The sequence below is a fragment of the Ethanoligenens harbinense YUAN-3 genome (assembly GCF_000178115.2).
Classification (GTDB): Bacteria; Bacillota; Clostridia; order Oscillospirales; family Ethanoligenentaceae; genus Ethanoligenens; species Ethanoligenens harbinense.
Map to the genome: position 1 here is coordinate 1,981,277 of NC_014828.1, position 25,878 is coordinate 2,007,154.

The 25,878-nt window shown below is 51.5% G+C and carries 28 protein-coding genes and 1 tRNA gene; 21 read left to right on the forward strand and 8 right to left on the reverse strand.

Going from position 1 to position 25,878, the window contains the following annotated elements:
- Positions 1-6: 6 nt before the first annotated feature.
- From ETHHA_RS09275 to ETHHA_RS09320, 12 genes are all read left to right on the forward strand, one after another.
- Entirely contained in the window at positions 7-2,721 is a 2,715-nt protein-coding gene (locus ETHHA_RS09275; RefSeq protein WP_013485721.1) for a phage tail tape measure protein, read from the forward strand.
- Positions 2,721-4,625, forward strand: a complete 1,905-nt coding sequence (locus ETHHA_RS16445) for a distal tail protein Dit (protein WP_013485722.1) — start codon at positions 2,721-2,723, stop codon at positions 4,623-4,625. The genes ETHHA_RS09275 and ETHHA_RS16445 overlap by 1 nt, the downstream gene beginning before the upstream one ends.
- Positions 4,622-6,001 (forward strand): phage tail spike protein, encoded by a 1,380-nt coding sequence (locus tag ETHHA_RS16450; RefSeq protein WP_013485723.1) that lies wholly within the window; start codon positions 4,622-4,624, stop codon positions 5,999-6,001. The genes ETHHA_RS16445 and ETHHA_RS16450 overlap by 4 nt, the downstream gene beginning before the upstream one ends.
- 12 nt (positions 6,002-6,013) lie before the next feature.
- On the forward strand, positions 6,014-6,208 hold the full coding sequence (locus ETHHA_RS09285; protein ID WP_013485724.1) for a hypothetical protein: 195 nt from the start codon (positions 6,014-6,016) through the stop codon (positions 6,206-6,208).
- Between the two features lie 2 nt (positions 6,209-6,210).
- Positions 6,211-6,792, forward strand: a complete 582-nt coding sequence (locus ETHHA_RS09290) for a hypothetical protein (protein WP_013485725.1) — start codon at positions 6,211-6,213, stop codon at positions 6,790-6,792.
- The gene (locus tag ETHHA_RS09295; protein WP_013485726.1) at positions 6,789-9,269 is read left to right on the forward strand and encodes a glycosyl hydrolase family 18 protein; all 2,481 of its coding nucleotides are present in this window, start codon (positions 6,789-6,791) and stop codon (positions 9,267-9,269) included. Before ETHHA_RS09290 ends, ETHHA_RS09295 begins: the two co-directional genes overlap by 4 nt.
- Before the next feature lie 87 nt (positions 9,270-9,356).
- Positions 9,357-9,770, forward strand: a complete 414-nt coding sequence (locus ETHHA_RS09300) for a phage holin family protein (RefSeq protein ID WP_013485727.1) — start codon at positions 9,357-9,359, stop codon at positions 9,768-9,770.
- 2 nt (positions 9,771-9,772) lie between these two features.
- Entirely contained in the window at positions 9,773-10,723 is a 951-nt protein-coding gene (locus ETHHA_RS09305) for a GH25 family lysozyme (RefSeq protein WP_013485728.1), read from the forward strand.
- 121 nt (positions 10,724-10,844) lie between these two features.
- Positions 10,845-11,267 carry a hypothetical protein gene (locus ETHHA_RS09310; RefSeq protein ID WP_013485729.1) on the forward strand — a complete coding sequence of 141 codons (423 nt, stop codon included), beginning with the start codon at positions 10,845-10,847 and terminating at the stop codon, positions 11,265-11,267.
- Positions 11,260-11,424 (forward strand): SHOCT domain-containing protein, encoded by a 165-nt coding sequence (locus ETHHA_RS15895; RefSeq protein WP_013485730.1) that lies wholly within the window; start codon positions 11,260-11,262, stop codon positions 11,422-11,424. The genes ETHHA_RS09310 and ETHHA_RS15895 overlap by 8 nt, the downstream gene beginning before the upstream one ends.
- Positions 11,425-11,481: 57 nt before the next feature.
- Positions 11,482-13,275, forward strand: a complete 1,794-nt coding sequence (locus ETHHA_RS09315; RefSeq protein WP_013485731.1) for a recombinase family protein — start codon at positions 11,482-11,484, stop codon at positions 13,273-13,275.
- On the forward strand, positions 13,254-14,837 hold the full coding sequence (locus tag ETHHA_RS09320; protein ID WP_013485732.1) for a recombinase family protein: 1,584 nt from the start codon (positions 13,254-13,256) through the stop codon (positions 14,835-14,837). The genes ETHHA_RS09315 and ETHHA_RS09320 overlap by 22 nt, the downstream gene beginning before the upstream one ends.
- A gap of 44 nt (positions 14,838-14,881) precedes the next feature.
- Here the strand turns inward: ETHHA_RS09320 and ETHHA_RS09325 are convergent, their stop codons facing one another.
- A complete protein-coding gene (locus ETHHA_RS09325) occupies positions 14,882-15,208 on the reverse strand; it encodes a hypothetical protein (RefSeq protein ID WP_013485733.1) in 327 nt (108 codons plus the stop codon).
- Positions 15,209-15,337: 129 nt separating this feature from the next.
- Here ETHHA_RS09325 and ETHHA_RS09330 point away from each other — a divergent pair, with 129 nt between their 5' ends.
- A complete protein-coding gene (locus ETHHA_RS09330; RefSeq protein ID WP_013485734.1) occupies positions 15,338-15,901 on the forward strand; it encodes a hypothetical protein in 564 nt (187 codons plus the stop codon).
- A gap of 69 nt (positions 15,902-15,970) precedes the next feature.
- Here the strand turns inward: ETHHA_RS09330 and ETHHA_RS09335 are convergent, their stop codons facing one another.
- From ETHHA_RS09335 to ETHHA_RS09355, 5 genes are all read right to left on the reverse strand, one after another.
- Positions 15,971-17,350 (reverse strand): hypothetical protein, encoded by a 1,380-nt coding sequence (locus tag ETHHA_RS09335; protein WP_013485735.1) that lies wholly within the window; start codon positions 17,348-17,350, stop codon positions 15,971-15,973.
- Complete coding sequence (locus ETHHA_RS09340; RefSeq protein ID WP_013485736.1) at positions 17,347-17,901, reverse strand: hypothetical protein; 555 nt, start codon at positions 17,899-17,901, stop codon at positions 17,347-17,349. The genes ETHHA_RS09335 and ETHHA_RS09340 overlap by 4 nt, the downstream gene beginning before the upstream one ends.
- Before the next feature lie 72 nt (positions 17,902-17,973).
- Positions 17,974-18,669: a type I restriction-modification system subunit M N-terminal domain-containing protein gene (locus ETHHA_RS09345; RefSeq protein WP_013485737.1), complete on the reverse strand. Its 696-nt coding sequence runs from the start codon at positions 18,667-18,669 to the stop codon at positions 17,974-17,976.
- Entirely contained in the window at positions 18,659-18,877 is a 219-nt protein-coding gene (locus tag ETHHA_RS09350; RefSeq protein WP_013485738.1) for a type II toxin-antitoxin system Phd/YefM family antitoxin, read from the reverse strand. The genes ETHHA_RS09345 and ETHHA_RS09350 overlap by 11 nt, the downstream gene beginning before the upstream one ends.
- A gap of 498 nt (positions 18,878-19,375) precedes the next feature.
- Positions 19,376-19,451, reverse strand: a tRNA-Ala gene (locus ETHHA_RS09355).
- Positions 19,452-19,945: 494 nt separating this feature from the next.
- On the opposite strand from ETHHA_RS09355, the gene ETHHA_RS09360 reads away from it, so the two are divergent.
- On the forward strand, positions 19,946-20,302 hold the full coding sequence (locus ETHHA_RS09360; RefSeq protein WP_013485739.1) for a hypothetical protein: 357 nt from the start codon (positions 19,946-19,948) through the stop codon (positions 20,300-20,302).
- 98 nt (positions 20,303-20,400) lie between these two features.
- On the opposite strand, the gene ETHHA_RS09365 is transcribed toward ETHHA_RS09360, so the two are convergent.
- Positions 20,401-20,718, reverse strand: a complete 318-nt coding sequence (locus ETHHA_RS09365; protein ID WP_013485740.1) for a type II toxin-antitoxin system RelE/ParE family toxin — start codon at positions 20,716-20,718, stop codon at positions 20,401-20,403.
- Positions 20,702-20,986 (reverse strand): type II toxin-antitoxin system Phd/YefM family antitoxin, encoded by a 285-nt coding sequence (locus ETHHA_RS09370; protein ID WP_013485741.1) that lies wholly within the window; start codon positions 20,984-20,986, stop codon positions 20,702-20,704. Before ETHHA_RS09370 ends, ETHHA_RS09365 begins: the two co-directional genes overlap by 17 nt.
- Before the next feature lie 103 nt (positions 20,987-21,089).
- Between ETHHA_RS09370 and ETHHA_RS15615 the strand changes: the two genes are divergently transcribed.
- The 7 genes from ETHHA_RS15615 (at position 21,090) to ETHHA_RS09395 (ending at position 25,785) form a co-directional block, all read left to right on the forward strand.
- A complete protein-coding gene (locus tag ETHHA_RS15615; protein WP_013485742.1) occupies positions 21,090-21,305 on the forward strand; it encodes a hypothetical protein in 216 nt (71 codons plus the stop codon).
- A 108-nt stretch (positions 21,306-21,413) separates the two neighbouring features.
- Complete coding sequence (gene istA, locus ETHHA_RS16105; protein WP_106919231.1) at positions 21,414-22,112, forward strand: IS21 family transposase; 699 nt, start codon at positions 21,414-21,416, stop codon at positions 22,110-22,112.
- A 261-nt stretch (positions 22,113-22,373) separates the two neighbouring features.
- The gene (locus ETHHA_RS16350) at positions 22,374-22,523 is read left to right on the forward strand and encodes a hypothetical protein (protein WP_423219390.1); all 150 of its coding nucleotides are present in this window, start codon (positions 22,374-22,376) and stop codon (positions 22,521-22,523) included.
- On the forward strand, positions 22,490-22,633 hold the full coding sequence (locus tag ETHHA_RS16110; protein WP_156793973.1) for a hypothetical protein: 144 nt from the start codon (positions 22,490-22,492) through the stop codon (positions 22,631-22,633). Before ETHHA_RS16350 ends, ETHHA_RS16110 begins: the two co-directional genes overlap by 34 nt.
- The gene (istB, locus tag ETHHA_RS09385) at positions 22,630-23,427 is read left to right on the forward strand and encodes an IS21-like element helper ATPase IstB (RefSeq protein WP_013485743.1); all 798 of its coding nucleotides are present in this window, start codon (positions 22,630-22,632) and stop codon (positions 23,425-23,427) included. The genes ETHHA_RS16110 and istB overlap by 4 nt, the downstream gene beginning before the upstream one ends.
- Before the next feature lie 445 nt (positions 23,428-23,872).
- Complete coding sequence (locus ETHHA_RS09390; protein WP_013485744.1) at positions 23,873-24,550, forward strand: response regulator transcription factor; 678 nt, start codon at positions 23,873-23,875, stop codon at positions 24,548-24,550.
- On the forward strand, positions 24,547-25,785 hold the full coding sequence (locus ETHHA_RS09395) for a sensor histidine kinase (protein WP_013485745.1): 1,239 nt from the start codon (positions 24,547-24,549) through the stop codon (positions 25,783-25,785). Before ETHHA_RS09390 ends, ETHHA_RS09395 begins: the two co-directional genes overlap by 4 nt.
- Positions 25,786-25,878: the final 93 nt, after the last annotated feature.

The following is a 25,878-nucleotide window of genomic DNA, read 5'->3' on the forward strand; positions in this document are numbered from 1 at the left end:
GTCTGTATGGCTGACAGAATTAAAGGCATAACTGTTGAAATTGGCGGCGATACGACCGGCCTCTCGAAGGCTCTGTCTGGCGTCAACAAGGAAATCAAAAGCACCCAGACACAGCTGAAGGATGTGAATAAGCTCCTGAAGCTCGATCCGACCAACACCACTCTGCTCGAGCAGAAGCAGAAGCTCCTGCAGACCGCTATCACGGAAACAAAGGATAAGCTCTCCCAGCTCAAATCCGTCCAGGACCAGATGGATGAAGGCCTGAAAAACGGCACCGTCACGCAACAGCAGTATGACGCGTGGCAGCGGGAAATCATCGAAACCGAGAACGAGCTGAAGAACCTCGAGAAGGAAGTCAAGAATACCGACTCCTCTATCGAGGCGACGCTCAAAGAAACCGGCTCCAAGATGCAGGAGGTCGGCGGGAAAATATCCGGCGTGGGCGAATCTCTCTCCAAAGGCGTGACGGCTCCGATTGCTGCTATCGGCGCGGCTTCTCTCGCGGCGTTCAGCGAGGTGGATTCCGGGCTTGATATCGTCGAACAGAAAACCGGCGCTACCGGAGATGCCCTCGAGGAAATGAACCAGATCGTAAAGGACCTGGCTACAGAAATCCCGACTGATTTTGAAACCGCTGGCTCCGCAGTCGGCGAGGTCAATACCCGTTTCGGACTTACCGGGCAGGCCCTTGACGACCTTTCAGCGAAGTTTATCAAATTCGCATCTCTGAACGATACGGATGTTTCGACCTCTGTCGATAACGTCTCCTCGGTTCTAAACGCCTTCGGCCAGTCAACAAACGATGCCGGGAACCTCCTCGATGCTCTGAACGCCACAGGTCAGGCGACCGGTATCTCAATGGATACGCTTGCCAACGACCTCTCCCAGAACGCGGCGCAGTTCAAGGAAATGGGACTGACCGCGCAGGAGGCTGCCGGATTCATGGGCATGGTCGAGATGTCAGGTCTTGATACCTCCACTGCTATGGCAGGTCTTAAGAAAGCCATGAAGAACGCCGCCGATGACGGCATCTCCCTTGACGATGCGATGAAGAATTTTTCGGAGACGATGAATTCCAATGCATCCGATACTGATAAGCTATCCGCCGCCTATGACCTATTCGGCAGCAAGGCAGGTGCGGCAATCTACAATGCCGTGCAGACCGGGAAGCTGAACCTTGATGATTTATCCGGCTCTCTCGGCGACTTTGCGGGAAGCGTCGACAACACATTTAATGAAACCCTCGATCCTATCGACCAGTTTCAGATGACGCTGAACTCGCTGAAGGAAGTCGGCGCGGATATCGGAAACAGCCTCGCGACCGTCCTTCAGCCGGTGCTGCAGGATATCTCGGCTGCCCTCCAGCGGTTTGCAGATGTGTGGAATTCCATCCCCGCTCCCGTTCAGGAGACCATTGTAAAGATCGCCCTTGTCGCGGCTGCAGTCGGACCTGTGCTGATTGTAGTCGGCAAGCTCATCACATCGGTCGGTACGATTCTCACGATCATCCCGAAGATATCCTCGGCGATGGCTGTGGTGAAAACCGGCATGGCCGCGTTAAACGGCGTAATGGCAGCGAATCCTATCGGGCTGATTATCACAGCAATCGGACTGCTGGTAGCCGCATTTATTTATCTCTGGAACAACTGTGAGAGCTTCCGGAACTTCTGGATAAATCTCTGGGACAACATCAAGGAAGTCGCAGTCACTGTGTTTACGGCGCTGAAGGACTTCTTCGTCACAATATGGGAGGCAATCAAGAATGTATTCACATCGGCTGTAAACGGAATCAGCAGCTTTCTGTCCGGTGCGTGGAATGGAATAAAAACTGTCGCAACAACCGTGATGAATGCCATCAGCACGGTGATCCAGACGGTCTGGAATGGCATCAAGACATTCTTCACCACAATATTTTCTGCAATACAGACTGTCGTGACGACTTATTTCAATATCTATAAAACTGTGATAACCACGGTGCTGAACGCGATAAAAACCGTGGTTACGACCGTATGGAACGCCATAAAGACAGCCATCACGACTGTGGTCAATGCCATAAAGACTGTGGTTACTACGGCTTGGAATGGGATAAAGACGGTCACCTCAACGGTTTTCAATGCCGTGAAATCCGTAGCAACTTCCGTCTGGAACGGCATCAAGTCCGCTGTGATGAATGCCGTGAACACGATGAAATCCGGAATCAGCTCCGCCTTCAACGCGATCAAGAGCACGATCAGCGGAATCCTGAACGGCATCAAGAGTACCTTCAGTTCCGTATTCAACGGCATCTGGAGCTTTGTCTCCGGCATCGTGAGCAAGCTGAAATCGGTATTCAACTTCAGCTGGAGCCTGCCGAAAATCAAGCTCCCACATTTCTCTATCACAGGCAGTTTCAGTCTGAACCCGCCAAGCATACCGCACTTTTCCGTCTCCTGGTACAAGAAAGCGATGGACGGCGGCATGATTTTGAAAGACGCGACCATCTTCGGACAGTCCGGCAATACGCTCCTTGGCGGAGGCGAGGCTGGCGCAGAAGCTGTGGTCGGCGTGAACTCCCTGCGGAACATGATAAAGGACGCGGTCAGCGAGAACATCGGAAACAGCGGTCCGGTTATCAATATTGAAACCATGAGCGTCCGCAGTGACGACGACATACGGAAAATCTCTCAGCAGCTCAACAACCTGCTGGTGGCAAGCAGACGCGCGAAAGGATCGGTGATCTGATGGGCTTTAAATTCAACGGCATAACTTCCCAGTCGATGGAACTTGCTACCCGGCAGACTGCCGAGAACCGCATGCCGGACTTTACAAACAATACGATCACCGTTCCCGGACGCGAGGGCGTATTCGACTTTGGAGAAACCATCGGCGAACGCAAGATAGAAATATCCTGCTTTATACCGCCGGGCAAGTCTGACGAGGACTTTCTCGCCCGGAAGGATGAGATCATCGCGTGGCTTAATCCCGACATCGGACTATGCCCGCTCATCCTCGACAAGGAGCCGGGACGGGTGTATCAGGCAAGGCTTGAGGGCGGATTTTCCTTCGACAAGGCCGTGCGGAACTCCTGCACCTTCGACCTGACATTTTTATGCCCTGATCCGTATGCGTATGCGGAGAATGATGAAACCTACGAGATAACAGATACCGGCGAGCATACAGTCAGCCGTTCCCTCGGTAACGCCGACTCCCTTCCGGTCTATTCCGTTGTAGCCGACCTTGCCAAGGGAAAGAGCACCATCATCACCACGAACGGCAGCAGCCTGCAGATAAACGGCGTGCTTACGGAAAGCGAGATTCTTGTAATCGACTCCTCGCTTATGACTGCGAAGGTCACGGACGCTGACGGCAATACGCTCCGAAACGGCCTGCCGCTTCTGGAGAGCTTAAACTTCCCGGCGCTCAAGGTCGACGATAATACGGTAAAGGTTGAAGCGGACAGCACCACGCAGGTAACGGTACAGACATTAAATTCGCAGGACAAGTTCACCGGTCAGGTTCCTTCTTCATGGGGAGCGGACGGCCTGTGGCGGTTCAACGAGTCAGCGCCAGATTCCGAGTATTATCTCGCTGATTCATCCGGAAATGACCGCAAGGCATATATCAATAACTGGAGCGGCACGACAGCGTCACTTCAGACCGGACACCTCGGTCGCTCCTTCCGCATGAACATCAATAATCCGTCCACAGAGCAGTCCTATCTCAAGGTCAGCAATGACGGCACGATCTTTGCAAATATCGGCAAGACGCTCGTTGTCGGCGGATGGTTCATGCCTACGACCTATTCCGTCGGAAATACCTTTTGCCCACTGCTCAATACCCGGTACGGCTCCGGCAATCCGATATTCTACCTGTCGCTGCATTCCGGGAAGCCGAGACTGATGCTGTACAACTCATCCGGGACGCTGATCCTCGACAAGGACTACACGCCGAGCATCACGCTGACAAACGGACAGTGGTATTTCCTTGCCGCTGTCATACGACCGGACGACAAGGTGGCGCAGTATGTCCTTGGCAGCCGCTCATCAGGAGAAGTTTGGATATCTGATGAGACGAGTTATTCCGGCGAGCTGAACCGCTCCTGCACGGCTGACCTCATCTGGGGAATGCATGCCGATTCCTACTGGTTCGCTGGAAACTTTGACGACTGGTTCTTAGACTGCGACTCCTCACTGACGGCGGACGATATCGCTCTGTGGTTTCAGGAATCGCTTTCGGCAAACGCGGCGGATTCTACGGCGGATGTGGACGGGCTTACGGCCTCGGATACGGTGACGCTCAAAGCGACTGATTCTGTCTACGCGACGAGCGGCTATCTTACGACCGCCGCTGTGGAATATGGCATCACTGGGAAATGCTATGCTGCGGTTTCCGCTGATACTCCGACAGGAACATCTGTCGTTTTGGAAACATCCACATCGGATGATCTTTCCACCTGGAGTGACTGGGCAACGCCGGATTCAGTCGGTCTGATCCAGTCTGATTCGGCAAAGTACATCAGGTTCCGTGTGACGCTTGCGACGACGGATTCATCGGTAACACCAACGGTAAGAAATATTACGATCTCTACGCCCGGAGAGTCGGCTTTTAAGAAATTAACGATACAGGCACGGAGCAGATGGAGATGACGGCTGTGGCTGATACAAAACTTGTGGTCCTCGACCAGAACGGCAGTCAGGAAGCCGTCCTCGACAACGCCTACGACATCATCATTACCGGCGAGATAAACGGCATCGACACGCTGGAATTTAACCTGCCCTTCCGGGATGAGAAAAGGAAATATCTCGAAAACGAGAAACAGGTCAAGGTCGGCGATGATGCCTACCGCATAAGGACTCTGACCGATGAGAAAAATGAACAAGGCACAACGATCACCTCTGTGTATGCCGAGGCAGCATTCTACGACCTCGGCTTTTCTGTCAAGAAGGCAGAGACCACATTCAATGCCGATACCGCTGATGTGCCGATTGAATATGCCCTGAAGGACACGGACTGGACGCTCGGTACGGTTACCACCCGCACGAAGCGCACATGGACCTGTCAGGAGAAAAACGCGCTGGCTATCCTCCGTCAGGTGCAGAACCTTCACGGCGGCGATCTGATTTTCGATAATGCCAACAAGACCGTGAGCCTGCTGACCTTCAGCGGGACGGACTCCGGAGCACTGTTCTGTTACAAGAAGAACATGAAGTCGATAAAGCGCGTCATCGATACGCAGAGCCTGATCACCCGGCTGTACGCTTATGGCAAGGACGGTATGACCTTCGCAAGTATCAATGACGGCAAGGAATATGTCGAGGACACGACTTATACAAACGAAATCCGGGTATCAACGCTCGACTGCTCCAGCTTCACAAATCCTTATCAGATGCTGGAATACGCCGAGATGAGACTGGCAGATTACGCCGCACCGAGGATTTCCTATGTTCTGAACGCGATGGATTTATCTGTTCTTACCGGCTACGAGCATGAAGCGTGGAAGCTCGGCGACATCGTGACGGTCAAGGACGACGAGCTGAATCTTTCCATCAAAACGAGAATCGTCCGCAGAGAATATAACCTACGGGAACCGTGGAACACGGTTCTGGAGCTTTCCACCACGCTCCGGGAACTTGGCGATTCGTCCTCGCAGTGGGACGCCGCCGCGGATATGCTCTCCGGCGCTGACCTCGTGGACAGCCAGGAAATGAAGGACCTTGTACCGTTCAACCATCTGAAAAATTCCAGAGCGGATTCCGGCTTAAATTACTGGGAGAACTCCGGCTTTGAGGTGGATTCAGAGAACGGTGTGTCCGGCACGGCGTCCTTCAAATGCGAAGGTGCTCTCAATACGACAAAGAGCCTGACGCAGACCGTCACTCCGGCAAACCGCGACAGCTATACCTTCTCCTGCCAGATCGCGTCCGAGGATTTATCTATGGGCGACAACGGCCAGGTCGGTATCGAGGTGACATTCGAATATGAGGATGGTACGACCGAGACTCGGTTCATTGACCTGATTTGAGGAGGTATTCAGATGGCTTCTTTTAATCATATGGCGCAAGCGGTTTCTCCGCAAAATGGACGCGTGAAGAAAATCCGCATCCGCGTCTGCGTGACGGACTGCACCGGCACAATTTACATCACGGATATGTTCCTGCAGGGCGGCTCTATCGCGACCGGCTGGGTGGGACATGTCAGCGAGATTCAGTGGACGCAGGACGGTGACTGATTATGCCGATATTCACAAGATTCACGGAGACAATCGATAAGAAAGAGGATAAGCGGATCGTGAGCGTCACCGTAAAGCCTGTGGTCACCGACTGCACCGGGACATTCTGGTTTACAGACCTCATGCTGCAGGAAGGCGCGATGCTTTCCGGGTATGTCATCAATACCGAGACCTTGCAAAAGAAGTATGCGACCGGCGATGAATACGCTGTTTCCGGGAAGCGGTTCTTCAACGGTATCGTCAGAGGGAGCGCCACCTGCATTATTTTTAATCTCGGCAAGACCTCGACCGGACTTGACTGGAAAATCTATCCAAACCAGAACATGGCTGCCGGGAGCATTTCTCTCGGACTCGGTGCGGGAGCGCATAAGGCGACCTTCACGAAAGCGGCAAGTGCTGGTGATGAACTCTCGCTCCTTGCCTCAACAAGAGAATGCCTGAAAAACGGATCAGCGACAGACAAGGACGGCTTCTTTCAGTACTCCGCCGCCGGAGACAGCAAGCATCCGGTTACGGTTGAGGAGAAGAAGTCGGCAAGGCTGTATGTGGAGTTTCAGGAGATGGAGGACGGTGATGTGATATGAGTCTGGATATCTTAAAAGGCCGCAAATGCATGGTCTGGACGTTCATGGGAAACGCCCGGATGTACACTGCTCTTAAGAATTACGGAGACCGCCTCTCGCAGGTAGGTCTCTTTTCTTTTAAGGTGGACGCTACAGGGACGATTACCGAGAGCGGTGTAGCCATATCCGACATGCTGACGTACATCAATAAATATCCGCATATCACATGGCTGCTGACCGTCCGCAATGACGGCGTGGCGAGTGTGTTCACCTCTCTCCGGGATAATACCGATGGAGCGCAGGACACCTTTCTCTCAGAGCTTGTGCGGATCATGGAGAAATATCCGTGGTGCGACGGCGTGGATATCGACCTCGAGCGCGGCGGCGATTATTCCACGGCGGCAGCTTCAACCACTATGTTCCGTAATATCTGGAACACGGTAAAGAGCTACGATTCCTCGAAGCTCGTCAATATCTGCCTTCCGGGCATGGATTCCATAAACGGCTCGGTCGGCGGCGAGAACTGGTGCGTGTATGCTGACCTCAATCCGTACTGCGACACAGCGGCCATCATGAGCTACGGCATGGCGTGGGCAGGCTCCGCTCCCGGGCCGGTCTCTCCAAAGGACTGGCTTGACGGCATCTACGATTACGCCGTGACAGCTATGACGCCGGACAAGGTATTCATGGGACTTCCGGCTTACGGATGGAACTGGCAGATTTATGATCTTCCGGAAAACCTCGGAAAGACCTACCGCGGCACATCCAACACCTACTATGCCGCCAAGAACTGGATGACCGGCAAATACAACTTCACGGACGACGCTGCTCCGCAGCCGTTCATTCCGATCCTCGCCTACTGGGACGACTACAACAAGGTGCCGTATGCCTTCCCGCAGGTCTACGACTTCATGGAAGGTCAGGACGCTGCAAGCTATGAATATCCTCTGATGAGTGGAACCTACAACCGCAGGCGGTACCTTACTGCCTACAGCAAGCAGCAAAGTGTGTCATTCGGTACGATAACCGTCGACCGTGACGGAACGCCTGACAGTTACTCGGGCATCGTATCCTATGATAACGGCATCGCTGTCCTCGGCGACGAGGGCGAAGCAACATATACCTTCAACATCTCGTCTGCCGGAACATATGACATCGCCGTTCGGCTTTGCTATCCGTTCTGGGATAAGAACGGGATCTATGTGAGCATTGACGGAACGCAGACGCACTTCACCGAGTCGAGGCTCTGGTGGCCGTACTGGAGAAGTACCTTCTGGGCATCGCTTGAGGACGGCATCACGCTTTCCGCCGGAACGCATACCATTACAGTTTCAGTCGACGTGAAAGGCGTGCAGTTCTACGGCTTTCGTGTCTGCTCTGATTTCTCGGAGAAGCCGACCGCAGGAAGCGCGTCATTTACGCTGTCTCCACGGCATTTCATCGATGTGGACGGCAACGAATGTCAGCCGGACAAGGGCTTCAAGCTGACGACTGAGGTCCTCCGAAGGAAACCGGACTCGGCACTCATCTGGTATGAGGATTTCGAGGACTACGGTATTCTCGACACCGCTTATTGGAATATTATCAGCGGTTCATGGAAGGTCTGGCGGTCGGATGAATATTCCGAGAGCCGTGTTTATTCGCAGCTTGACGGCAGCGGACAGTTTGCGTGGAACTATGACGGATTTAAGGACATCCACCTGCGGGCGAGATTGGCGTTCCCGGCAGGAAGCACTGGCAAGGCTGGTATCTTCTGCGGCAGTCTTTTCTGCTGCCTGAACTACAACAGTCAGGCCGTAGAGCTGTGGAACGGAAGCACCAAGCTCGGCAGCTACTCGCAGTCGATCCAGCAAACACCATCGTCAGACCTGCGAACTGATCCGACAACCTACACCATCGAGATGCGGATCAGAGGCAGCACGGTGCGCGTCTATTCCGGCGCGTCAAACACGCTGCGGTTCACGGCTACGGTCAACGGATTCTCAGGAGGAACCGCCGGATACCAATCAGACCAGAGAACAGTCTGCGAACTGCTCCGCATGGGCGACTCTTGGACGTATGAGCCTTATGAGCAGTTCGACGTCACCTTCCCAGATGGCTCGGTCACGCAGTACGGCAGAATCAGCCGGAGCAACTGCACCTGGGACGAGGAGTTTCAGGTATTCACGCTGACATCGGATATTGAGGAATCGGCAACACGGTCTGAATCCATCTCAATGGACTACGAGTTCTACCACTCTGGACAGCTCAACCTCGAATGCGGGAAGGACTACACGGTGACGATCACGCCGAAGGACATCGACATCTGGATCTCGCGGCTTTTCCTCGGAGACGCGGACGGATTTTCCATCCTCTATTATCAGGACGTGGATTCGCTCGTCTACTGGGCGAATCAGGCGGCGTACCACTGGGGACTTCGCGGCATCGCGATCTGGTCGCTCGGGCAGGAGGATTTAAGGCTCTGGGAGGCATTGCCGAAACAGACCGACACCTCATAACTTCATAAATCACAGAGTTTTTTCAAGGCTGTCAGCGTACCACTGGCGGCCTTTCATTTTGCTCAAAATCAAAGGAGGGACATTTTGATGAAGGAATTCTGGAACACCATACAGCTCATTTTCGCGGCCATCGGAGGATGGCTCGGCTACTTTCTCGGAGGATGCGACGGGCTTCTTATCGCGCTGATCATCTTCGTGGTCTGCGACTACATTACCGGCGTGCTCTGCGCCATCGCGGACAAGAAGCTCTCGTCTGCAGTTGGATTCAAAGGAATCTGCAGGAAAGTCTTGATCTTCATTCTGGTCGGCATCGCCAACATCCTCGACATCCACGTGCTCGGACATGAGGGCGTGCTGAGAACCGCAATCATATTCTTCTACATTTCGAATGAAGGTCTTTCTCTCACTGAGAACGCCGCACATCTCGGACTTCCGATTCCCGGCAAGCTCAAGGATGTGCTTGAACAGCTTCACGACAGAAACGACAAGGAGGAACAGTAATTATGGCTATCAAGGGAATAGACGTATCGGTCTGGCAGGGAAACATCGACTTTGGCAAGGTCAAAGTGTCAGGCATCAATTTTGTGATTATCCGCGCCGGATACGGCAACGGGAACAAGGACAAATGGTTCGATGAGAACTACCGGAAAGCAAAAGCAGCCGGGCTCCACATCGGCGCATACTGGTATTCATACGCCACATCCGCTGACGGTGCGAAGCAGGAAGCGCAGTCCTGCGCCAAGGTGCTCTCAGGCAAGCAGCTTGATTACCCGGTCTACTTCGACATCGAGGAGAAGTCCCAGCTTTCGCGCGGGAAGGATTTCTGCTCATCGCTCATCACGGCGTTCTGCACCGAGCTGGAGAATCATGGCTACTACGCAGGCTTTTATACTTCACTTTCCAGCCTGAACTCTGTGGTATCGGATGCCGTAAAGAAGCGCTTCACCGTCTGGGTGGCGCAGTGGTCGGGCAAATGCTCGTACTCCGGCGCTTACGGCGTCTGGCAGTATTCGTCCAAAGGCAAGGTCAGCGGCATCGGCGGGAACGTCGACATGGACTACTCCTACATCGACTTTCCAACCACGATCAGAAACGGCGGATTCAACGGCTACGGCAAAGGCGCTGCATCCACCAGCACGACAACCGTGAAGAAGTCCGTTGACGAGATTGCTTCAGAGGTCATTGCCGGGAAATGGGGCAACGGCTCCGACCGCAAGAACCGTCTGACGGCCGCTGGGTTTGACTACAACGCCGTGCAGGCAAAGGTCAACGAGAAACTCGGCGCTTCCCAGAAGAAATCGGCCGCCACCTACTACACGGTTCAGCGCGGAGACACACTTTCCGGCATCGCCAAGAAGTACGGCACGACCGTATCCGCAATCCAGAAGTTGAACAGTACGCTCATCAAGAACGTGAATCTCATCCAGGTCGGATGGCGGATTCGCGTGAAATAGCTGCATCACATCTCAGGCCCACTGGCTATTCCTTATCGGAATTGTCGGTGGGCCTTTTTTCGTTTCTGCTTCGTCAAAACAGGCCTCCAGCCTCCAGTGGAAAGTGACTGGAGGTTTTCTCATGAATAAAGAACAGAAGCAGCAGATCCGCAAGCTGCGCGGTGACGGCCACGGGTACGCTGCGATTGCCAATGCGCTGGGACTCACGAAGAATCAGGTATCAGCCTTTTGCCGCAGGAACAACCTCACCGGAAAGATTGCCGACACAGGCGACGAGAATACGCCGGATGGCTCCTACTGCCAGTACTGCGGAAAGCCAATAAAACAAATTCCCGGTCGAAAGGAAGTCCGGTTCTGCTCGGACGCCTGCCGACTCAGCTGGTGGAACGCCCACCCGGAACAGATCAACCGGAAAGCCGTCTACACATTCAACTGCGCCCACTGCGGAAAACGGTTCTCGGCCTATGGAAACCGGCACCGTAAGTACTGCTCGCACGCCTGCTATATCGCAGACCGTTTCAAAGGCGGTGACGGCCATGAGTGATGAGCAGTTCGAGCGGGAGAAACTTTACCAGGCGAGCATGGAAATGTTCAAAAGGATGCTGGATCAGGGCCTTATCACCGAGGATGAATACGCGGTCATAGACACCAAAATGAAGGAGAAATACAGCCCGATAATCGGCACATTATTATCCCCGTAACGCTTGCTATGTGTCTGAAACAGAGTGATAGATAGACAAGACGAAAGGAGTGATACAATGCCGAAAATCACGAAAATTGAGCCTAAAATCAAGGCTCTACCACAGCGGAAGAAGGTGGCGGCATACGCGCGTGTGTCGATGGAGACCGAGCGCCTGCACCATTCCCTCTCCGCACAGGTCAGCTACTACTCGGAGCTGATCCAGAAGAATCCGGAATGGCAGTATGCAGGTGTCTACGCGGACGAAGGCATCACCGGTACAAGCACCATGAAACGGCCTGAGTTCCAGCGTATGCTCGCTGACTGCGAAGCCGGGAAGATAGACATCATCCTCACCAAGAGCATCAGCAGGTTCGCGCGGAACACGGTCGACCTGCTGGAGACCGTCCGGCATCTCAAGGAGCTGGGCATTGAGGTGCGGTTCGAAAAGGAGCACATAAACTCGCTTTCCGGTGACGGCGAGGTCATGCTCACCTTGCTCGCCTCATTTGCACAGTCTGAAACCGAAAGCATCTCCAACAATGTGAAGTGGGGAATCCGCAAAAGGATGCAGGCCGGACTGCCTTATGCAAACGGTCACATGAACGTCTACGGGTACCGCTGGGAAAGTGACGAGATGGTCATCGTCCCGGAGGAGGCCGCCATCGTACGCCGCATCTACCAGAACTTCCTTGACGGGAAATCCCGGCAGGAAACCGAGAAGGAATTCGCCGCCGAAGGCATCAAGACGCGTGCCGGAGCGCCGTGGGTGGATTCCAATCTGAAGGTGATCCTCACGAACGTTACCTACACAGGCAACATGCTCTACCAAAAGGAATACATCGCTGATCCGATCACGAAGAAGGTCAAGAAGAACCGCGGCGAGCTGCCGCAATACTATGTGGAGAACACGCATCCGGCCATCATCAGCAAGGAAACATTCGACTACGTGCAGGCCGAAATGGCGCGGCGCAGGGAGCTTGGCTGCTTTGGCAACAAGGCGCTCACCCTGAACTGCTTCTCCACGAAAATCAAATGCGGACAATGCGGCAGAAGTTTCGTCCGCTCCACACGGAGGAACCGAGCAAAGATGAGCAGGCTCGGAGAGAAATACACCTTCTGGGCCTGCACCTCACACAAGAAAACAAACTGCTCGTCCTGCAGCAGCGGAACGATCCGCGAAAGCGTCCTCAAAGAGGAATGCGCCAAGGTGCTCGGCATCCCGGAATTTGACGAGGACATCTTCTCTGAGCGTGTCGAACGGATTACGGTTCCTGAGTCCGGGACGATGATCTTCGAATTCACGGACGGCACCACGCTTGAACACCACTGGTACCGGAATGCGAAAAAGGAATCGTGGACTGAGGAGAATCGGAAGCGTGCATCTCAGTACCGCAGACGGCACCCGGTCACCCGTGACGATATCACCTGCTTCACCACGAAGATCCGCTGCGAGGAATGCGGCTGCAACTACCGCAAGCAGACATGCGTCATGGCCGACGGCCACCAGAACGCCTATTGGAAGTGCGCCGACAAGAAAAACCATCCCGGCAAAAGCCTGCGCGAGGATCACCTGAAGGAAATCATCAACGAGGTCCTCGGGCTCGACGAATTCGACGAGCAGGTCTTCCTCGAACGGATAGACCACATCAGCGTCCGGAACCTGACACACCTGACCTTCCACTTCACCGACGGCAGCACAGCCGAACGAGACTACGAATACTCGAAGGAAGGCGTCCCGTGGACAGATGAGCGCCGGGAAAAACAGACTGAGGCTATCAGGGATAGCTTCACGCCGGAGCGCAGGAAGAAAATCAGCGAAAACATGAAGAGAATAAGGAGTGAGAAACATTGGAGCAGCAAAAGAAAGTAACCACTATCCCGGCGTCCCGGACGCGCTTTTCCTCCACTCCTATCACAGAGAAAAAGAAACGCAAGGTCGCCGGATACGCCCGCGTCTCAACAGACCATGACGACCAGTTCACGAGCTACGAGGCGCAGATCGATTATTACACCAACTACATCAAGGGCCGCGACGACTGGGAATTCGTGAACGTCTACACGGACGAAGGAATCAGCGGAACCGGCATCAAGAAGAGAATTGGATTCCAGAACATGATCGAGGACGCGCTCGCTGGGAAGATCGACCTGATCGTCACCAAGAGCGTCAGCCGCTTCGCCCGGAACACCGTCGACAGCCTGACAACCATCCGGAAACTCAAGGAAAACGGCGTCGAATGCTACTTTGAAAAAGAGAACATCTGGACCTTCGACGGAAAAGGTGAATTGCTGATCACCATCATGTCGAGCCTTGCGCAGGAGGAATCCCGTAGCATTTCCGAGAACTGCACCTGGGGACAACGTAAGCGATTCGCAGACGGCAAGGTGACGGTTCCGTTCCACCGGTTTCTCGGCTACGACCGCGGTCCGAATGGCGAGCTCATCGTCAACCCAGAGGAGGCAGAAACCGTCCGCCGCATCTACCGGCTCTTCCTGCAGGGCCTGACCTACAACGGCATCGCCAAGCAGCTTACCAATGACGGCATCAAGACACCCGGCGGCAAGGATCACTGGAGCATCAGTACCGTCAAGTCCATCCTCGGAAACGAGAAATACAAGGGCGACGCCCTGCTGCAGAAATCCTACACAGTCGACTACCTCACGAAAAAGACGAAGGTCAACGAGGGCGAAATCCCGCAGTACTACGTGGAAGGCGACCATGAAGCGATCATCGCACCGGAGACCTTCGACCTGGTCCAGCGCGAGATGAAGAAGCGCGGCAACGGCATCATGTACCACAGCGGCGTACACGTCTTCTCCAGCAAAATCCGCTGCGGGCAGTGCGGCTCCTTCTACGGCTCCAAGGTCTGGCATTCCAACAGCAAATATCGGAAAACTATCTGGCGCTGTAACCATAAATACGATGGCTGCAAGAAATGCACCACGCCAGCCATAGACGACAGCGAAGTGAAAACCGCGTTCCTCTCGGCGGTGAACAAGCTGCTTGAAACAAAAGCCGAGGTCATCGCCAACGGCAAAGAGATGCTACCGTTCCTCTTCAAGACCGACGAACTGGAAGCCGAGCGCGACCGGCTCCTGGATGAGGCACAGATGGTGGCGGACGCAGTGCAGCAAAACATCGTGGAGAACGCCCGGACGGCTCTCGACCAGAACGCCTATAAGAAGCACTACGACGACCTTGCCGACCGGTACGATAAGCTCAAGACCCGCATCGAAGAGCTCACCGCAAAAATCGAAGAAACTCAATCCCGGAAAGCCGGGTACGAGGACTTCCTCAAGGCATTCGAAAACACGCCCGAGAGCCTGACGGAATTCTCCCTCGATGCCTTCAACGGACTCGTCGATCACCTGACGATCTACGCCAATGACGACATCCGCTTCACCTTCCGCAATGGACAGGAAATCAAAGCCTAAAGAAGGCCTGACTGCCGACGAAGTGCTGGTGGTCAGGCTTTCTCTCATGCGATTAAACGCTGTACATTTTTTACAATAGCAGGACCACCTGTTGCTAACCCGACAACTCCAAGACTCATCGCTCCAAAAATGATAACTCCTTGCCAAACTTCCTGTGCATGACGATCATAGTTCTGATCAAGTGCCTCAAGTTTTTCCTTTGTAGTCATATCTTTGGCTTCCTCAATCAGCTTTGCCTTCTGATCATACTTACTCTTAGATACTGCATAAAGGCTACTCCCAGCCTTATGAATCTGATTCTGTATAACCTGAGCGTTGAATTCATATGCATCGAATTCTGAATCATTCTGAATTACATCATATTCTGTCATAAATACATCCTCCGTTTTTTTATTACGCAGGTATCATCATTGATATCTGCTCTTGTTTCTGTTATCATGTTACCAGACAATAATGTCTGTTACAACTGACAAAAAAGGTCAATAATGTCCGGAGGAATTATGGCTAACAAAAAATCAGAAAAAGTACCAATCAGCAGAGACTGCTTTTTAAGAATAATCCATGAAAAGGGATATACTGTAGAAGAACTTGGTGAACAGCCCCAAATTGATCGCAGCGGAAAAACAATTCAAAGAAGTCTCAGTGCCGGAGAAATGAGTCCGGAACTACTTGACCGCATCGGGAAATTTCTTAATGTTGATCCTACTTATCTTGCTGGGGAATATGATAGAAAATTTGAAGAAATGAAAGACTCTCTTCCTTCTCCTGACTTGACTCATTACCTGTGGACAAGAACAGACCGTTTCCCTTATTCCAAACACGAGACCGAAAACATCGATTATAAGGAATATTTACTGGACACGCTATTAATTAACAACATCTCTAAAGAACAATTTTTTGCTTTGGAGCCGCAAAAGAAGAGATCCTTTCAGTTTGATCTTGGTCTTGCCCTTCATAATGTAATAAAACAATATTTTGATGTGGATTCACAAGGCAAAAATGTAGAAGAATTTGGAATGATTTCTGAAGGTTTGACCATGCTTATGGGAGATTGGATCAAATAATCTCCAAAACAATATCAATTCAAAAAGTGCCTGACTGTCTGAGCTAAACCCGTGGCCAGGCGTTTCACTTTATTCAAAAACAACTATGTAATCAGCGGAAACATCATCAAATGTCTTATCCACTGATTCAATAACTTCTCTAAGTTCCTCGTCGATAATCCCACGTACATAGGCATCTCGTGCATTCGGTTTCTCCAGAATCACCCATTTTAATTGCTGGTACGAGTATTTTGCAAAGGCTATCCACTGCGGATAATTGATGGCCATAGGATTCTTGGTGAAGAAAACTTTTCCTGCATTTACAGCAGTAGCGGCTGAATGCCCGATAAACAACATCGTCGTCAGTTTTGGATTCTTGTCTCGATTTGTAGAAAACGGAATAGATTCTTTTACGCTATGTCCCTCCTTGATCCGTTTAATCGAGTACCCAATTCGCGTCACAACCTCGACAATCATCACTGGAATTGAAAGCGTACAGAAATGGATGAAGTCATAACCCTCATAATACATTCCCTGTACAATCTCTGCGATGGTCTGCTCCTCCTCGCTAATTGATCCAAACTGCATCAAATTGAACAATGCCATCATTGGTGCCGGTAATCCCATTGATGTTATTATGTCAGACTTGTAATGAATGATCTGCTTTGCAATAGCCGCGAATATGTCGCTTTCCTTGCGATCAGCGTAGTTCTCCATGACCTGCGAGACGATCTTACCCGTCCTGCCAATCGTGGTCATTCTCCCGGTAAGAATATCCGACACTCCAAAGATTAATCCCAGCAGAGGATCATGCCCCAAGGACATCAGCCTGTGATAGTAAGCCGATAATCCATCAACGTATATCTTCGTGTTCCGGTTATCCTGGGCATCATAAGGAACTTTGCTGACCTTGGAATTGGCAAGCTTCTCCATTTCTTCTTCCGGGAACTTCTTGTCAAATTGATCGCGGATAAAGTTGGCAAGAGTACCGCCCTTGAGACCTTCCGGTGTTTTCTGCGGTATTCCAATGAGAAGTATGTCTGCAGCAGCACCGAGCAGACCAGCTGCCACACATATGGCAATGTCGTATTTATCCAGATGATACAACTGATTGTATTCGTAATTCAGCTGATGACCTGCCCACTCATTACTCAAAAGCTCCTCTGGCGTGAATAGTTCCTCCAGATCATGTCCTGTGCCGACATGCGCCTCGGCTTCTTTGCATAAGTTCTCCCAAGAAGGAACCACCATAACCTTGTGTGGTTGTTCGGCAGGAACTTGCAGACCGGATGTCCTTAAAGAAGCAAGTTGATCCCCGTATTCAAGATTTTTTAAAAGCTCTTCGCTCTCAGATATTCGGGCGTCAATTTCGGAATGATCTGGTCGATTAATCTCGCGGAGCTCTTTATCCTGATGAGCCAGTACAGTATTTATCTGCCGCTCAATTTCTGAATATTCAAATTTACTCATGAAGCTATACCAAGATCCGCACGAAGATCATTAATCGCGCGTTGAAGCATAATATTCAAACTTTGAAGATAATCCATTCTCTCCTTATCGGCATGTGCTTCTTTTTTCATTTCCCTGATGATTGCTTCATGTTTAGCGAGCGCCTCTTTGTACAGACGCTCCTTTTCCTGTCTCAGCTGCTTATTTTTAAGCGCAGAAGCAACTCCAACACCGACAGCAGCAAGTCCTGCAACCGGAGCAGCGAGGACAAAAACGCCAGCAACCATTCCACCGCCGACAACTGCTCCTGCTGCTGCAAGCCCAGAAGTGATGCCCGCAGCAGACAGACCAACTACACCAAGACCATAAAGAGCGGCAAAGGAACCGACACCACCTATCCCGGCACCAAGTGCTCCCGCCAGAACCTCAGGAATTGCGCTTTCTCTTATAGTACGATTTTTATCGTTTAAAGCCGCTGCTGCTTCATTGACGACATTCACGACTCCCTGCATCGACTCAACGCTTTGGAAGTTCATTTTCTTTTTATCTTTTACATAAGTGTCCTTGGCCATGCCATCCTCCAATACTATGTGGCGTTTTCCTTTACTCCTATACCTCTCCTGTAAAACCGACACCCCTAAACCTCAAGCGACACCCCTCAGAGGGCAATCGTTGAATTGTATCAAATTTTGCGTCTTGTTTTCGTACAGCTTCGCCATGAACCCTGGTTCGGTGATAAGGCGCATATCCGGATCAAACAGCATGGCGACCATCAAACGAATGACCTCACGCGGGGTGAAGTGTTCGCCGGCGGTCTCGTTGGACATTTCGGAGAACTTGCGGATAAGTTCCTCGAAGATGTATCCCATCTCGTTGTTGGAAACGCGGTCGGGGTGCAAGTCTATATCGTCCACGAATCTGGTCACAACAAGATAGAGCAAGTTTGCCTTGTCCAAGCGGGCAATCTGCGAATATATGTCAAAGGACTCCAAAATCATGCGCGCGTTCTCGGAGAAGCCTTTTATGTAGTCGGTCAGGTTGTCGGCGATGTTTGCAGCATCGTCCTTTAGCTTGGCGAAGGTAAATTCACTGATGTTGTAAAACTTCAGACCGCCTGTAATGCTCTTGAACCCCGCCAACTTTGCGTACTCCGTCTTGAACATTCCTTGCCTATGAATCTCCATGACGCGCTCCTTGGTAGGGGCGAGGACGCTATCCAGACGACACAGCACGGTAAACGGCAGTATGACGTCGCCATACTCGCTCTGCTTGAAGTCGCCGCGCAGGATGTCGGCTATCTTCCATATGAAGTTGGATTTCTCCGAAATGTTAATACTCATTGATATCGACTCCTTTCTCGCATAGGCGCAGATAGCGTTCATAGGACATCACTACCGCTATGGGTTTGCCGTTCTTCTGAATGTAGGCTGTTTTGTCTGCGGCGGCCAGTTCCTTTAGCAAACGCGAGGACTGTCCTCGGTTGAATTCGGCTATGTTCAAGTGCTCCATTATCGGCACCTTGGGGGGCGAGGTTTTCTTGTCCGGCATTACACTTCCTCCTCTGGACACGACATGCTCATACTACCTTCTGTTTTAACACAAATAGATTGTAATTACAAATTTTATTGTAAAATCATTTCAAATGATTTTTACTGTTGGAAAAGTAATTACTTTTTGGGTGTAAATGCCTACTCCTAATCTCCTTTAAGAGCCGTCATTCAAGCGGAGGGACCGGTCGGAAGCAGCTTGCCCTGCTGCTGAATTGCGTCGAAGATTATATTGGGGGAGAACCAATCCGGTGCGCGTAAAAAGGTATCATGGCGCGCATTATTTCCTCTGCAGGGCGAGGAAAAAGCCACGGCGGAACTGGGGCTGAGCTTTCTTGCGTATAATCTGAAACGCGCGATCCATCTGGTCGGCGTAAGGAATCTGGTTGCTACGATGCAGGGACGGACCCCTTGTTTTTATCAAAGTGGGGAATAAACGTTAAAAATGGGCATAAAAAATCTGAAAAGCCTGATAAAATCAGACTTTTCAGACGAATTGTGGTGGAGATGAGGAGGATCGAACTCCTGACCTTACGGATGCGAACCGTACGCTCTCCCAGCTGAGCTACACCCCCATATGAAATTGTGAGGAACTGTGCTATATTTTCAAACCACCCTGGGGGGATGGCGAAAACCCAAATAAAATCTGTGACTTCGAAACCAAGGGGAATTTGTATGTGGTGAGACAGGTTACCGTGGAAGTTTCGCTCAAGTCCGCTTTGTGGTTTTACAACCACCTCTTGACCTTACGGATGCGAACCGTACGCTCTCGCGCAGTGTTCAGTTTTCGTTAAAAATCTTATACGAATATTGAACAGTACAGCGGGATCGCCTGCAATATTTTGTGTAACTTTTACAGTCAAATGCAAAAAATGCGTTTGGCTGTTTCTTTTTGTCCCGGATTTCACCGCGCCATTCCAGAGAACTGCCTCACCGAAAAAACGCACACTCTGGAAAAACAATATGCATAAAAATGTATACGGCGTGGGGTGTAGCCACATCGACCGCGAAGGGTTCGCCTCCCACATAAATTCAGATGCCCTCTGACTGTAAATGGAGGGATCATTTTATGAAGGAAAAACCGATTCAAAGCAAGGCCTCCCCTGCCCCTTTGATTGACACAGGGCAACTGGTTTTGACCGCCAATGCAGTCGTGCAGCCATTTGTGGAAACCGTGTGGGAGATCGCGCAAGACGATGAAGAACTGATTAACCGACTCCGTTCCCTGTTTTCGTTTCTGGATGAGGAAAAACGATACGCAGAGATGTTCGGCGTATTGCAGATTTTATATCGTCAAATCGGCCTTGAATTCACCAGCAAATTGAAAACTGAATTTCAAAACGACGCAGCTTTTGCGTATTTTATGCATGTTTATGCACTGGATTTCAACGAAACAATGGAGGATTTCATAGCCGGGGTACGGTAAATCCGGCTTTTTATAAGAGCAATATAAAATATCCGATCCCGTTCGCATTTCAAACGAACCGGATCGGATATTTATGCAGGTCGTTCCACACAGCAAAGTTACTTCAACCAACCATAATCCTGCCTGCAATCCACCACATAATCAATGTAAACGGAATCCGACCGGACTTGATAAAGCATCAGCAGCCATTTTCCCAATGGGAGCTTCCGATATTTCCTTTCCGGCAGATTCGGATCATCTGCCCAGGGATTACGTCCGGGAAAAGATTCGAGGGATGTTGCTTTTTCAGTAAATTCGGCAATCAGGTCGTTAGCTGCTTTTTCGCTGACTTTTGCCAAAAAACGCGCATGCGTGACGAGCATCTGTGTCGCGCCGTCTGATACGATCACCTTGTATTTTTTATTGTCGGCTTCCATGCAATGTCTCCTGAACGGCTTTTTGCATCAAAGCGGCAACATCCTTGATAGAATGGCCCGCATTGCCATTCAGTCGGCTTTCTTCGGCTTCCACAAGGCGCTCCCGTAGGCGGAGCATGCTTTCCCGTCTGGCAAACGTCTCAATGTCCATCACGACGAGATCGCCTTCCCCGTTTCGGGTCAGGTAGATCGGTTCGCCGGAAGTTTTGCAGAGTTCCGCAATTTCATTGTAATTTTTACGAATTGCCGCCGATGGCTTGATCGTCATAGCTGCACCTCCACTTGTATCATCATTGTATGCTTATAATACCCTTATTATACTATGCGCGGCATTCGGTGTAAAGCAGTTTGAATGTCAAAAGGAGGGCCAATTGCCCGGCGTTAACAAGGAACAGATTGCCCGCGCCAAAGAATGGGACTTGCTTTCCTATATGCAGCGATACGAGCCGGACGAGCTGGTACGCACCGGCCCCCATGAATACAGCACGACCACGCACGGCAGTCTCAAAATCAGCAACGGTTTCTGGCATTGGTTCAAGGGAAATATGGGCGGAAAGGATGCACTTTCGTACTGTCAGCGCCAGTGATAAAATGAAGAAAAACGCCGGTCAAAAAATGTAGGTTTGCAGCGGAAAGGGATGCAATATGGTACACTCAAATCTGTCTGTTAAGCAGCAGGCGGAAAGGGTGTCAAAATGGAAGGAGCAAACCGGATGGATATCCGAAGCGACCGGCAAAAAGGACTGAGCTACACAGAGATAGCGCGCAAGTACAACATTGACCCGAGGACGGCGAAGAAATACGCCGAGAGCGAGGCGCGACCGGTATACAGCCTGAGCGCAACGAAGCCGTCGAAGCTGGACCCCTACAAGGAGCAGATAACGGTATGGCTGGAGGAAGCGCCGTACTCAGCGGAGCGGATACTGGAGAAAATTCAGGAGCAGGGCTTCGAGGGTGGGCACAGCATCGTGCGGGAATACGTGCGAAACAAGAAGGAACAGTTGGACGAGAAAGCAACGGTGCGGTTTGAAACGATGCCGGGACTTCAAGGGCAGATGGACTGGGCGTTTTTTGAGGATCACACCGTGCCGGAGGATGGGAAGCTGAAAAAGCTGTACTGTTTTCTGTTCATTTTGGGGTACTCGCGGACACGGTACATAGAGTTTGTGACCGACATGAGTACCAACACTCTGATCCGCTGCCATGCCAACGCGTTCCGGTATTTAGGCGGTTACCCGGAGGAAATTCTGTATGACAACATGAAGCAGGTCGTCATCAAACGGCTGCTGAAGCAGGAAGACAGTACCCTCAACCGGCAGTTTGAGGATTTCGCCGGATTCTATGGGTTCAAGCCATGTGCTGTGCCGGCCATACCGAGGCCAGACAAAGGGTAAAATAGAGCGCACGGTACAGTTCGTACGGGATAATTTCATGATTGGCATCAAGTACTCTTCACTTGACGACCTCAATGGCCAGGCCCTCGCATGGTGTAATAAGGTCAATGGGAAAGTCCACGCCACAACAAATGAAATTCCCTTCGAGAGACTAAAAAAGAGGGCCTTAACCCTCTTAAACGTGAATATATCATCGACAAAATCAATCTGCGCCGGGTACAAAAAGACTGCCTCATCTCGTACGGCGGTAATCAGTATTCCGTGCCATCGGAATACGCCGGCGAAGATGTGGCAGTCGTAGCATTGGACAACGTGCTTGCTGTCTACTATGAAGGAAAGCAAATTGCCCTGCACCGAATATCCTACCAGAAAAAGACATGGTCGTCAATGCCCATCATTATCGCAGGCTGACCGTCAAGCAATCCTTTGATACAGAAAACACCCTGCTGGACGGCGACAGTGTCATCGACCTTCCTATCCAACAACACGATTTGAACCGGTATGACGAGGTGCTGCTATGACGGAACTGACGATGGAACGTCTCAGGGAAAACCTCGAAAGCCTTAAGATGAAAAACACGCTGGAGATATTGGACAATTATCTTGAAAGAGCTGTAAAGGACGAACTTAACGTTGTAGATGTGCTCGACCATATCTTTGCCGAGGAAGCATTGTCAAAACGGCGACGCGCCTATGAAAAGCAGGTGCAAATGTCCGGATTTCCCATCAAAAAAACGTTGGAGGATTTTGATTTCAGTTTCCAGCCCTCCATTGACAAGCGCCAGATTGAAGAACTGGCTACCATGCGTTTCCTTGAAAACGGAGAGAATATCGTCTTCCTCGGCCCGCCCGGTGTGGGCAAGACCCATCTGGCCTCAGCACTGGGGCTGGTTGCCGCCAAGCATCGATTCTCCACCTATTACATCAACTGCCACACCCTAATTGAGCAGCTCAAAAAGGCTCATTTTGAGAATAGACTACCGGACAAGCTCAAAACTCTGGGCAAGTACAAAATGCTCATCATTGACGAAATTGGCTATCTCCCGATGGATATTCAGGGGGCGAATCTGTTTTTTCAACTGATTGCGAGACGTTATGAGAGAGTCTCCACGATCTTTACCTCCAATAAGACCTTTTCCCAATGGAATGAGATCTTCGCCGACGTCACTATCGCCTTTGCAATCCTAGACCGTGTTTTGCACCACTGCACCGTTGTCAATATCAAGGGTGAGAGCTATCGCCTTAAAGAGCGAAAGGAGTACATGAAGCAGAAGCAGCACATCGTCAACACCCTTTTCGAGCAGGGCCAAAACTAATTTTTCAACATTTCCTTACCGCTGTTTTCATGCATTTTTTAACTGGCGAAAACCTGCAAATTCAAATCGGCGTTGACACAACGTGGATCAAATTTTGCGGGTAGATCTGCCGGACAGGCAGCGTGAACAGGAACGGGGAAAACAGTGAGAAATGCGTTTGATTTCATGGCGCAAAAGCGCACCTCATGGCGTCCGCGAGGATGCACAGCCGCCCCTGAAAGGGGCGTTCGCAAAAATGGCCGCGAGGCCCATTTTTGCCAGGGGGATGGGGGGCGGGATGCCCTCAACAAGCAGCCTTCGGGTACCCGAAGGCATTGCTTGCGCGCGCGGGCACACACGGGTTAGTTCAGTTATTTGCACATGCAGAAGATATTGTGATATGCTATGACCATAAAAATACTTTTGTTATTTTATCAGAAATTTATATGGAAGGATAATCAAAAATATGGACTACATATTGTTGATAGAAGATGATACTGATCTGGCAGCCGGTTTGCTTTTTACCTTTCAAGAAGAAGGTTTTAAAACGTTGCATGCCGCTTGTGCCGCCGAAGCCAGAGCCAGTTTCAAGAACAAATTTGATTTGGTGGTGCTCGACATCATGCTTCCGGACGGTAATGGATACGACCTCTGCAAAGAGATCCGCGCATTTTCGGATGTTCCCATCTTATTTTTAACATCCTGTGATGATGAGGCGAATACTATTACGGCGCTTGACGGTGGCGGCGACGACTATGTGACCAAACCGTTTAAGCTGGATGTTCTGCTTTCCCGCATCCGGGCGCATCTGCGCCGCCGGAACACACAGCCGCCTCAAGCACCATTTTGTGGAGGTGTGCGTCTGGATGACGCACAGGGGCGCGCTTTTGCGGCAGAGCAGGATCTGCGTCTGACGTTGACGGAATACCGTCTGCTTTCCTTGCTGACGCGTAACGCGGGACTGATTCTGAAACGCGGCCAGCTCTTAGACGCTTTATGGGACGGCAAGGGCGATTTCGTGGATGACAACACACTTTCCGTTCATATCCGGCACCTGCGGGAGAAACTCAGTACGGCAGGCAGCGGGGTTTCCATCCGCACCGTGCGCGGGCTGGGTTATCGGTTAGAGGAGCATGCGACATGAATCTTTGGAGAAGCAAAGGATTTCGACGTACATTTTTGCTGTTCTTGTCTCTGTTTGCCGTGCTAACGATGACCGCTCTCATGGTTTTGTGGCAAAACGGACAGGCCATGACGGCGGCGCTCGTGCGGCAGGATATCGCACTGGCGGGCGGCATGGCGCGCGGCCAACCGACAAAATCGCTCTCTATCCTCACCGGGGAAACGACGTCGGCGGACTTGGACGCTGGTCAAAATCTGCTTGCACCTTACAGTTACAATCAAGAGCTGCCGCTTGCTGCCAGCCGCACCTACCAGCAGATTTTTGACCGGCAGATACTCACGTTTGCCGCGTGCGCCGTCGCTTTGTTTTTGGCCGCTCTTGCGGTGTTTGGAGGCTATGCTGTCCGCATGAACCGCAAGTTCCGCGGCTTGTCGCAGAAGATCGCTTCGGGTGAGTTTTCTGATGCCGAATCCAACCGGGAGGATGGGGATTACGCTGCTTTAGAAGAAGCGGTTTCCGCTCTGGCACGCCGCGCGGATTTTCATGTGCAGGCGCTTCAAAAAGACAAGAACTTTTTGAAAAACCTGCTCTCGGACATTTCTCATCAGATCAAAACGCCCTTGGCGGGCTTGCGGATGTACTGTGACATCCTGCTTTCAAAGCCTGACTTATCGACTGAACAGCGCGTGGACTTTTTGCAGCGCAGCAAACGGCAGATCGAGCGCACGGACTGGCTGGTACAGGGTTTGCTGAAAATGGCGCGCGTGGAAGCGGGGGCAATACGGATGAACCTACGCGATGCCTATCTGGTGGACACAGTCGAGGAGACCGTCGAGCCCTTTACCGAATGGGCACAGCGGCAACAGATTCGTCTGGACGCACAGGTTTCCCCTGATCTGCATTTCAGGCACGATACGGAATGGGTGGCTGAAGCACTGGCCAATTTGATTAAAAACGCGCTGGAGCACACGCCCGCAGGCGGCACGGTCATGATCCGCGCGGAAGAAACGCCGCTAACGGTATCGGTGCACGTGAAGGATAACGGCGAAGGCATCACGCCGGAGGAAATCCCGCACATCTTCGAGCGATTCTACCGCAAAGGCGGCGCGCATACGCAAAATGCCGGAATCGGACTTTCTCTTGCCAAAGAACTGATCGAAAAAAACGGCGGTGAGATTTTCGCGGACAGCACGCCGGGACAAGGCAGCGCCTTTATTGTGACTTTCCTTAAACAGCTTCCTCCGTCCCAATCTTAAGAAATCTTCACCTGAAATTCACTTTAAAATAAGATAAGCGCGTCAAAATGGAGGTGCGGGCAAGAAAATAGGATCAGGAGAAGGGGCGAATTG

Coding starts and splice junctions, on each gene's coding strand:
- ETHHA_RS09340 (WP_013485736.1), bottom strand. CDS start 17,901: ATGGCCAAGGACACTTATGTAAAAGATAAAAAGAAAATGAACTTCCAA.
- ETHHA_RS09310 (WP_013485729.1), top strand. CDS start 10,845: ATGAATAAAGAACAGAAGCAGCAGATCCGCAAGCTGCGCGGTGACGGC.
- ETHHA_RS09330 (WP_013485734.1), top strand. CDS start 15,338: ATGGCTAACAAAAAATCAGAAAAAGTACCAATCAGCAGAGACTGCTTT.
- ETHHA_RS09295 (WP_013485726.1), top strand. CDS start 6,789: ATGAGTCTGGATATCTTAAAAGGCCGCAAATGCATGGTCTGGACGTTC.
- ETHHA_RS09315 (WP_013485731.1), top strand. CDS start 11,482: ATGCCGAAAATCACGAAAATTGAGCCTAAAATCAAGGCTCTACCACAG.
- istA (WP_106919231.1), top strand. CDS start 21,414: ATGGAAGGAGCAAACCGGATGGATATCCGAAGCGACCGGCAAAAAGGA.
- ETHHA_RS09370 (WP_013485741.1), bottom strand. CDS start 20,986: ATGACGATCAAGCCATCGGCGGCAATTCGTAAAAATTACAATGAAATT.
- ETHHA_RS16445 (WP_013485722.1), top strand. CDS start 2,721: ATGGGCTTTAAATTCAACGGCATAACTTCCCAGTCGATGGAACTTGCT.
- ETHHA_RS15895 (WP_013485730.1), top strand. CDS start 11,260: ATGAGTGATGAGCAGTTCGAGCGGGAGAAACTTTACCAGGCGAGCATG.
- ETHHA_RS09325 (WP_013485733.1), bottom strand. CDS start 15,208: ATGACAGAATATGATGTAATTCAGAATGATTCAGAATTCGATGCATAT.
- ETHHA_RS09305 (WP_013485728.1), top strand. CDS start 9,773: ATGGCTATCAAGGGAATAGACGTATCGGTCTGGCAGGGAAACATCGAC.
- ETHHA_RS09365 (WP_013485740.1), bottom strand. CDS start 20,718: ATGGAAGCCGACAATAAAAAATACAAGGTGATCGTATCAGACGGCGCG.
- ETHHA_RS09285 (WP_013485724.1), top strand. CDS start 6,014: ATGGCTTCTTTTAATCATATGGCGCAAGCGGTTTCTCCGCAAAATGGA.
- ETHHA_RS09390 (WP_013485744.1), top strand. CDS start 23,873: ATGGACTACATATTGTTGATAGAAGATGATACTGATCTGGCAGCCGGT.
- ETHHA_RS09275 (WP_013485721.1), top strand. CDS start 7: ATGGCTGACAGAATTAAAGGCATAACTGTTGAAATTGGCGGCGATACG.
- ETHHA_RS09335 (WP_013485735.1), bottom strand. CDS start 17,350: ATGAGTAAATTTGAATATTCAGAAATTGAGCGGCAGATAAATACTGTA.
- ETHHA_RS09345 (WP_013485737.1), bottom strand. CDS start 18,669: ATGAGTATTAACATTTCGGAGAAATCCAACTTCATATGGAAGATAGCC.
- ETHHA_RS16110 (WP_156793973.1), top strand. CDS start 22,490: ATGGTCGTCAATGCCCATCATTATCGCAGGCTGACCGTCAAGCAATCC.
- ETHHA_RS09290 (WP_013485725.1), top strand. CDS start 6,211: ATGCCGATATTCACAAGATTCACGGAGACAATCGATAAGAAAGAGGAT.
- ETHHA_RS09300 (WP_013485727.1), top strand. CDS start 9,357: ATGAAGGAATTCTGGAACACCATACAGCTCATTTTCGCGGCCATCGGA.
- ETHHA_RS16450 (WP_013485723.1), top strand. CDS start 4,622: ATGACGGCTGTGGCTGATACAAAACTTGTGGTCCTCGACCAGAACGGC.
- ETHHA_RS09360 (WP_013485739.1), top strand. CDS start 19,946: ATGAAGGAAAAACCGATTCAAAGCAAGGCCTCCCCTGCCCCTTTGATT.
- istB (WP_013485743.1), top strand. CDS start 22,630: ATGACGGAACTGACGATGGAACGTCTCAGGGAAAACCTCGAAAGCCTT.
- ETHHA_RS09350 (WP_013485738.1), bottom strand. CDS start 18,877: ATGCCGGACAAGAAAACCTCGCCCCCCAAGGTGCCGATAATGGAGCAC.
- ETHHA_RS09395 (WP_013485745.1), top strand. CDS start 24,547: ATGAATCTTTGGAGAAGCAAAGGATTTCGACGTACATTTTTGCTGTTC.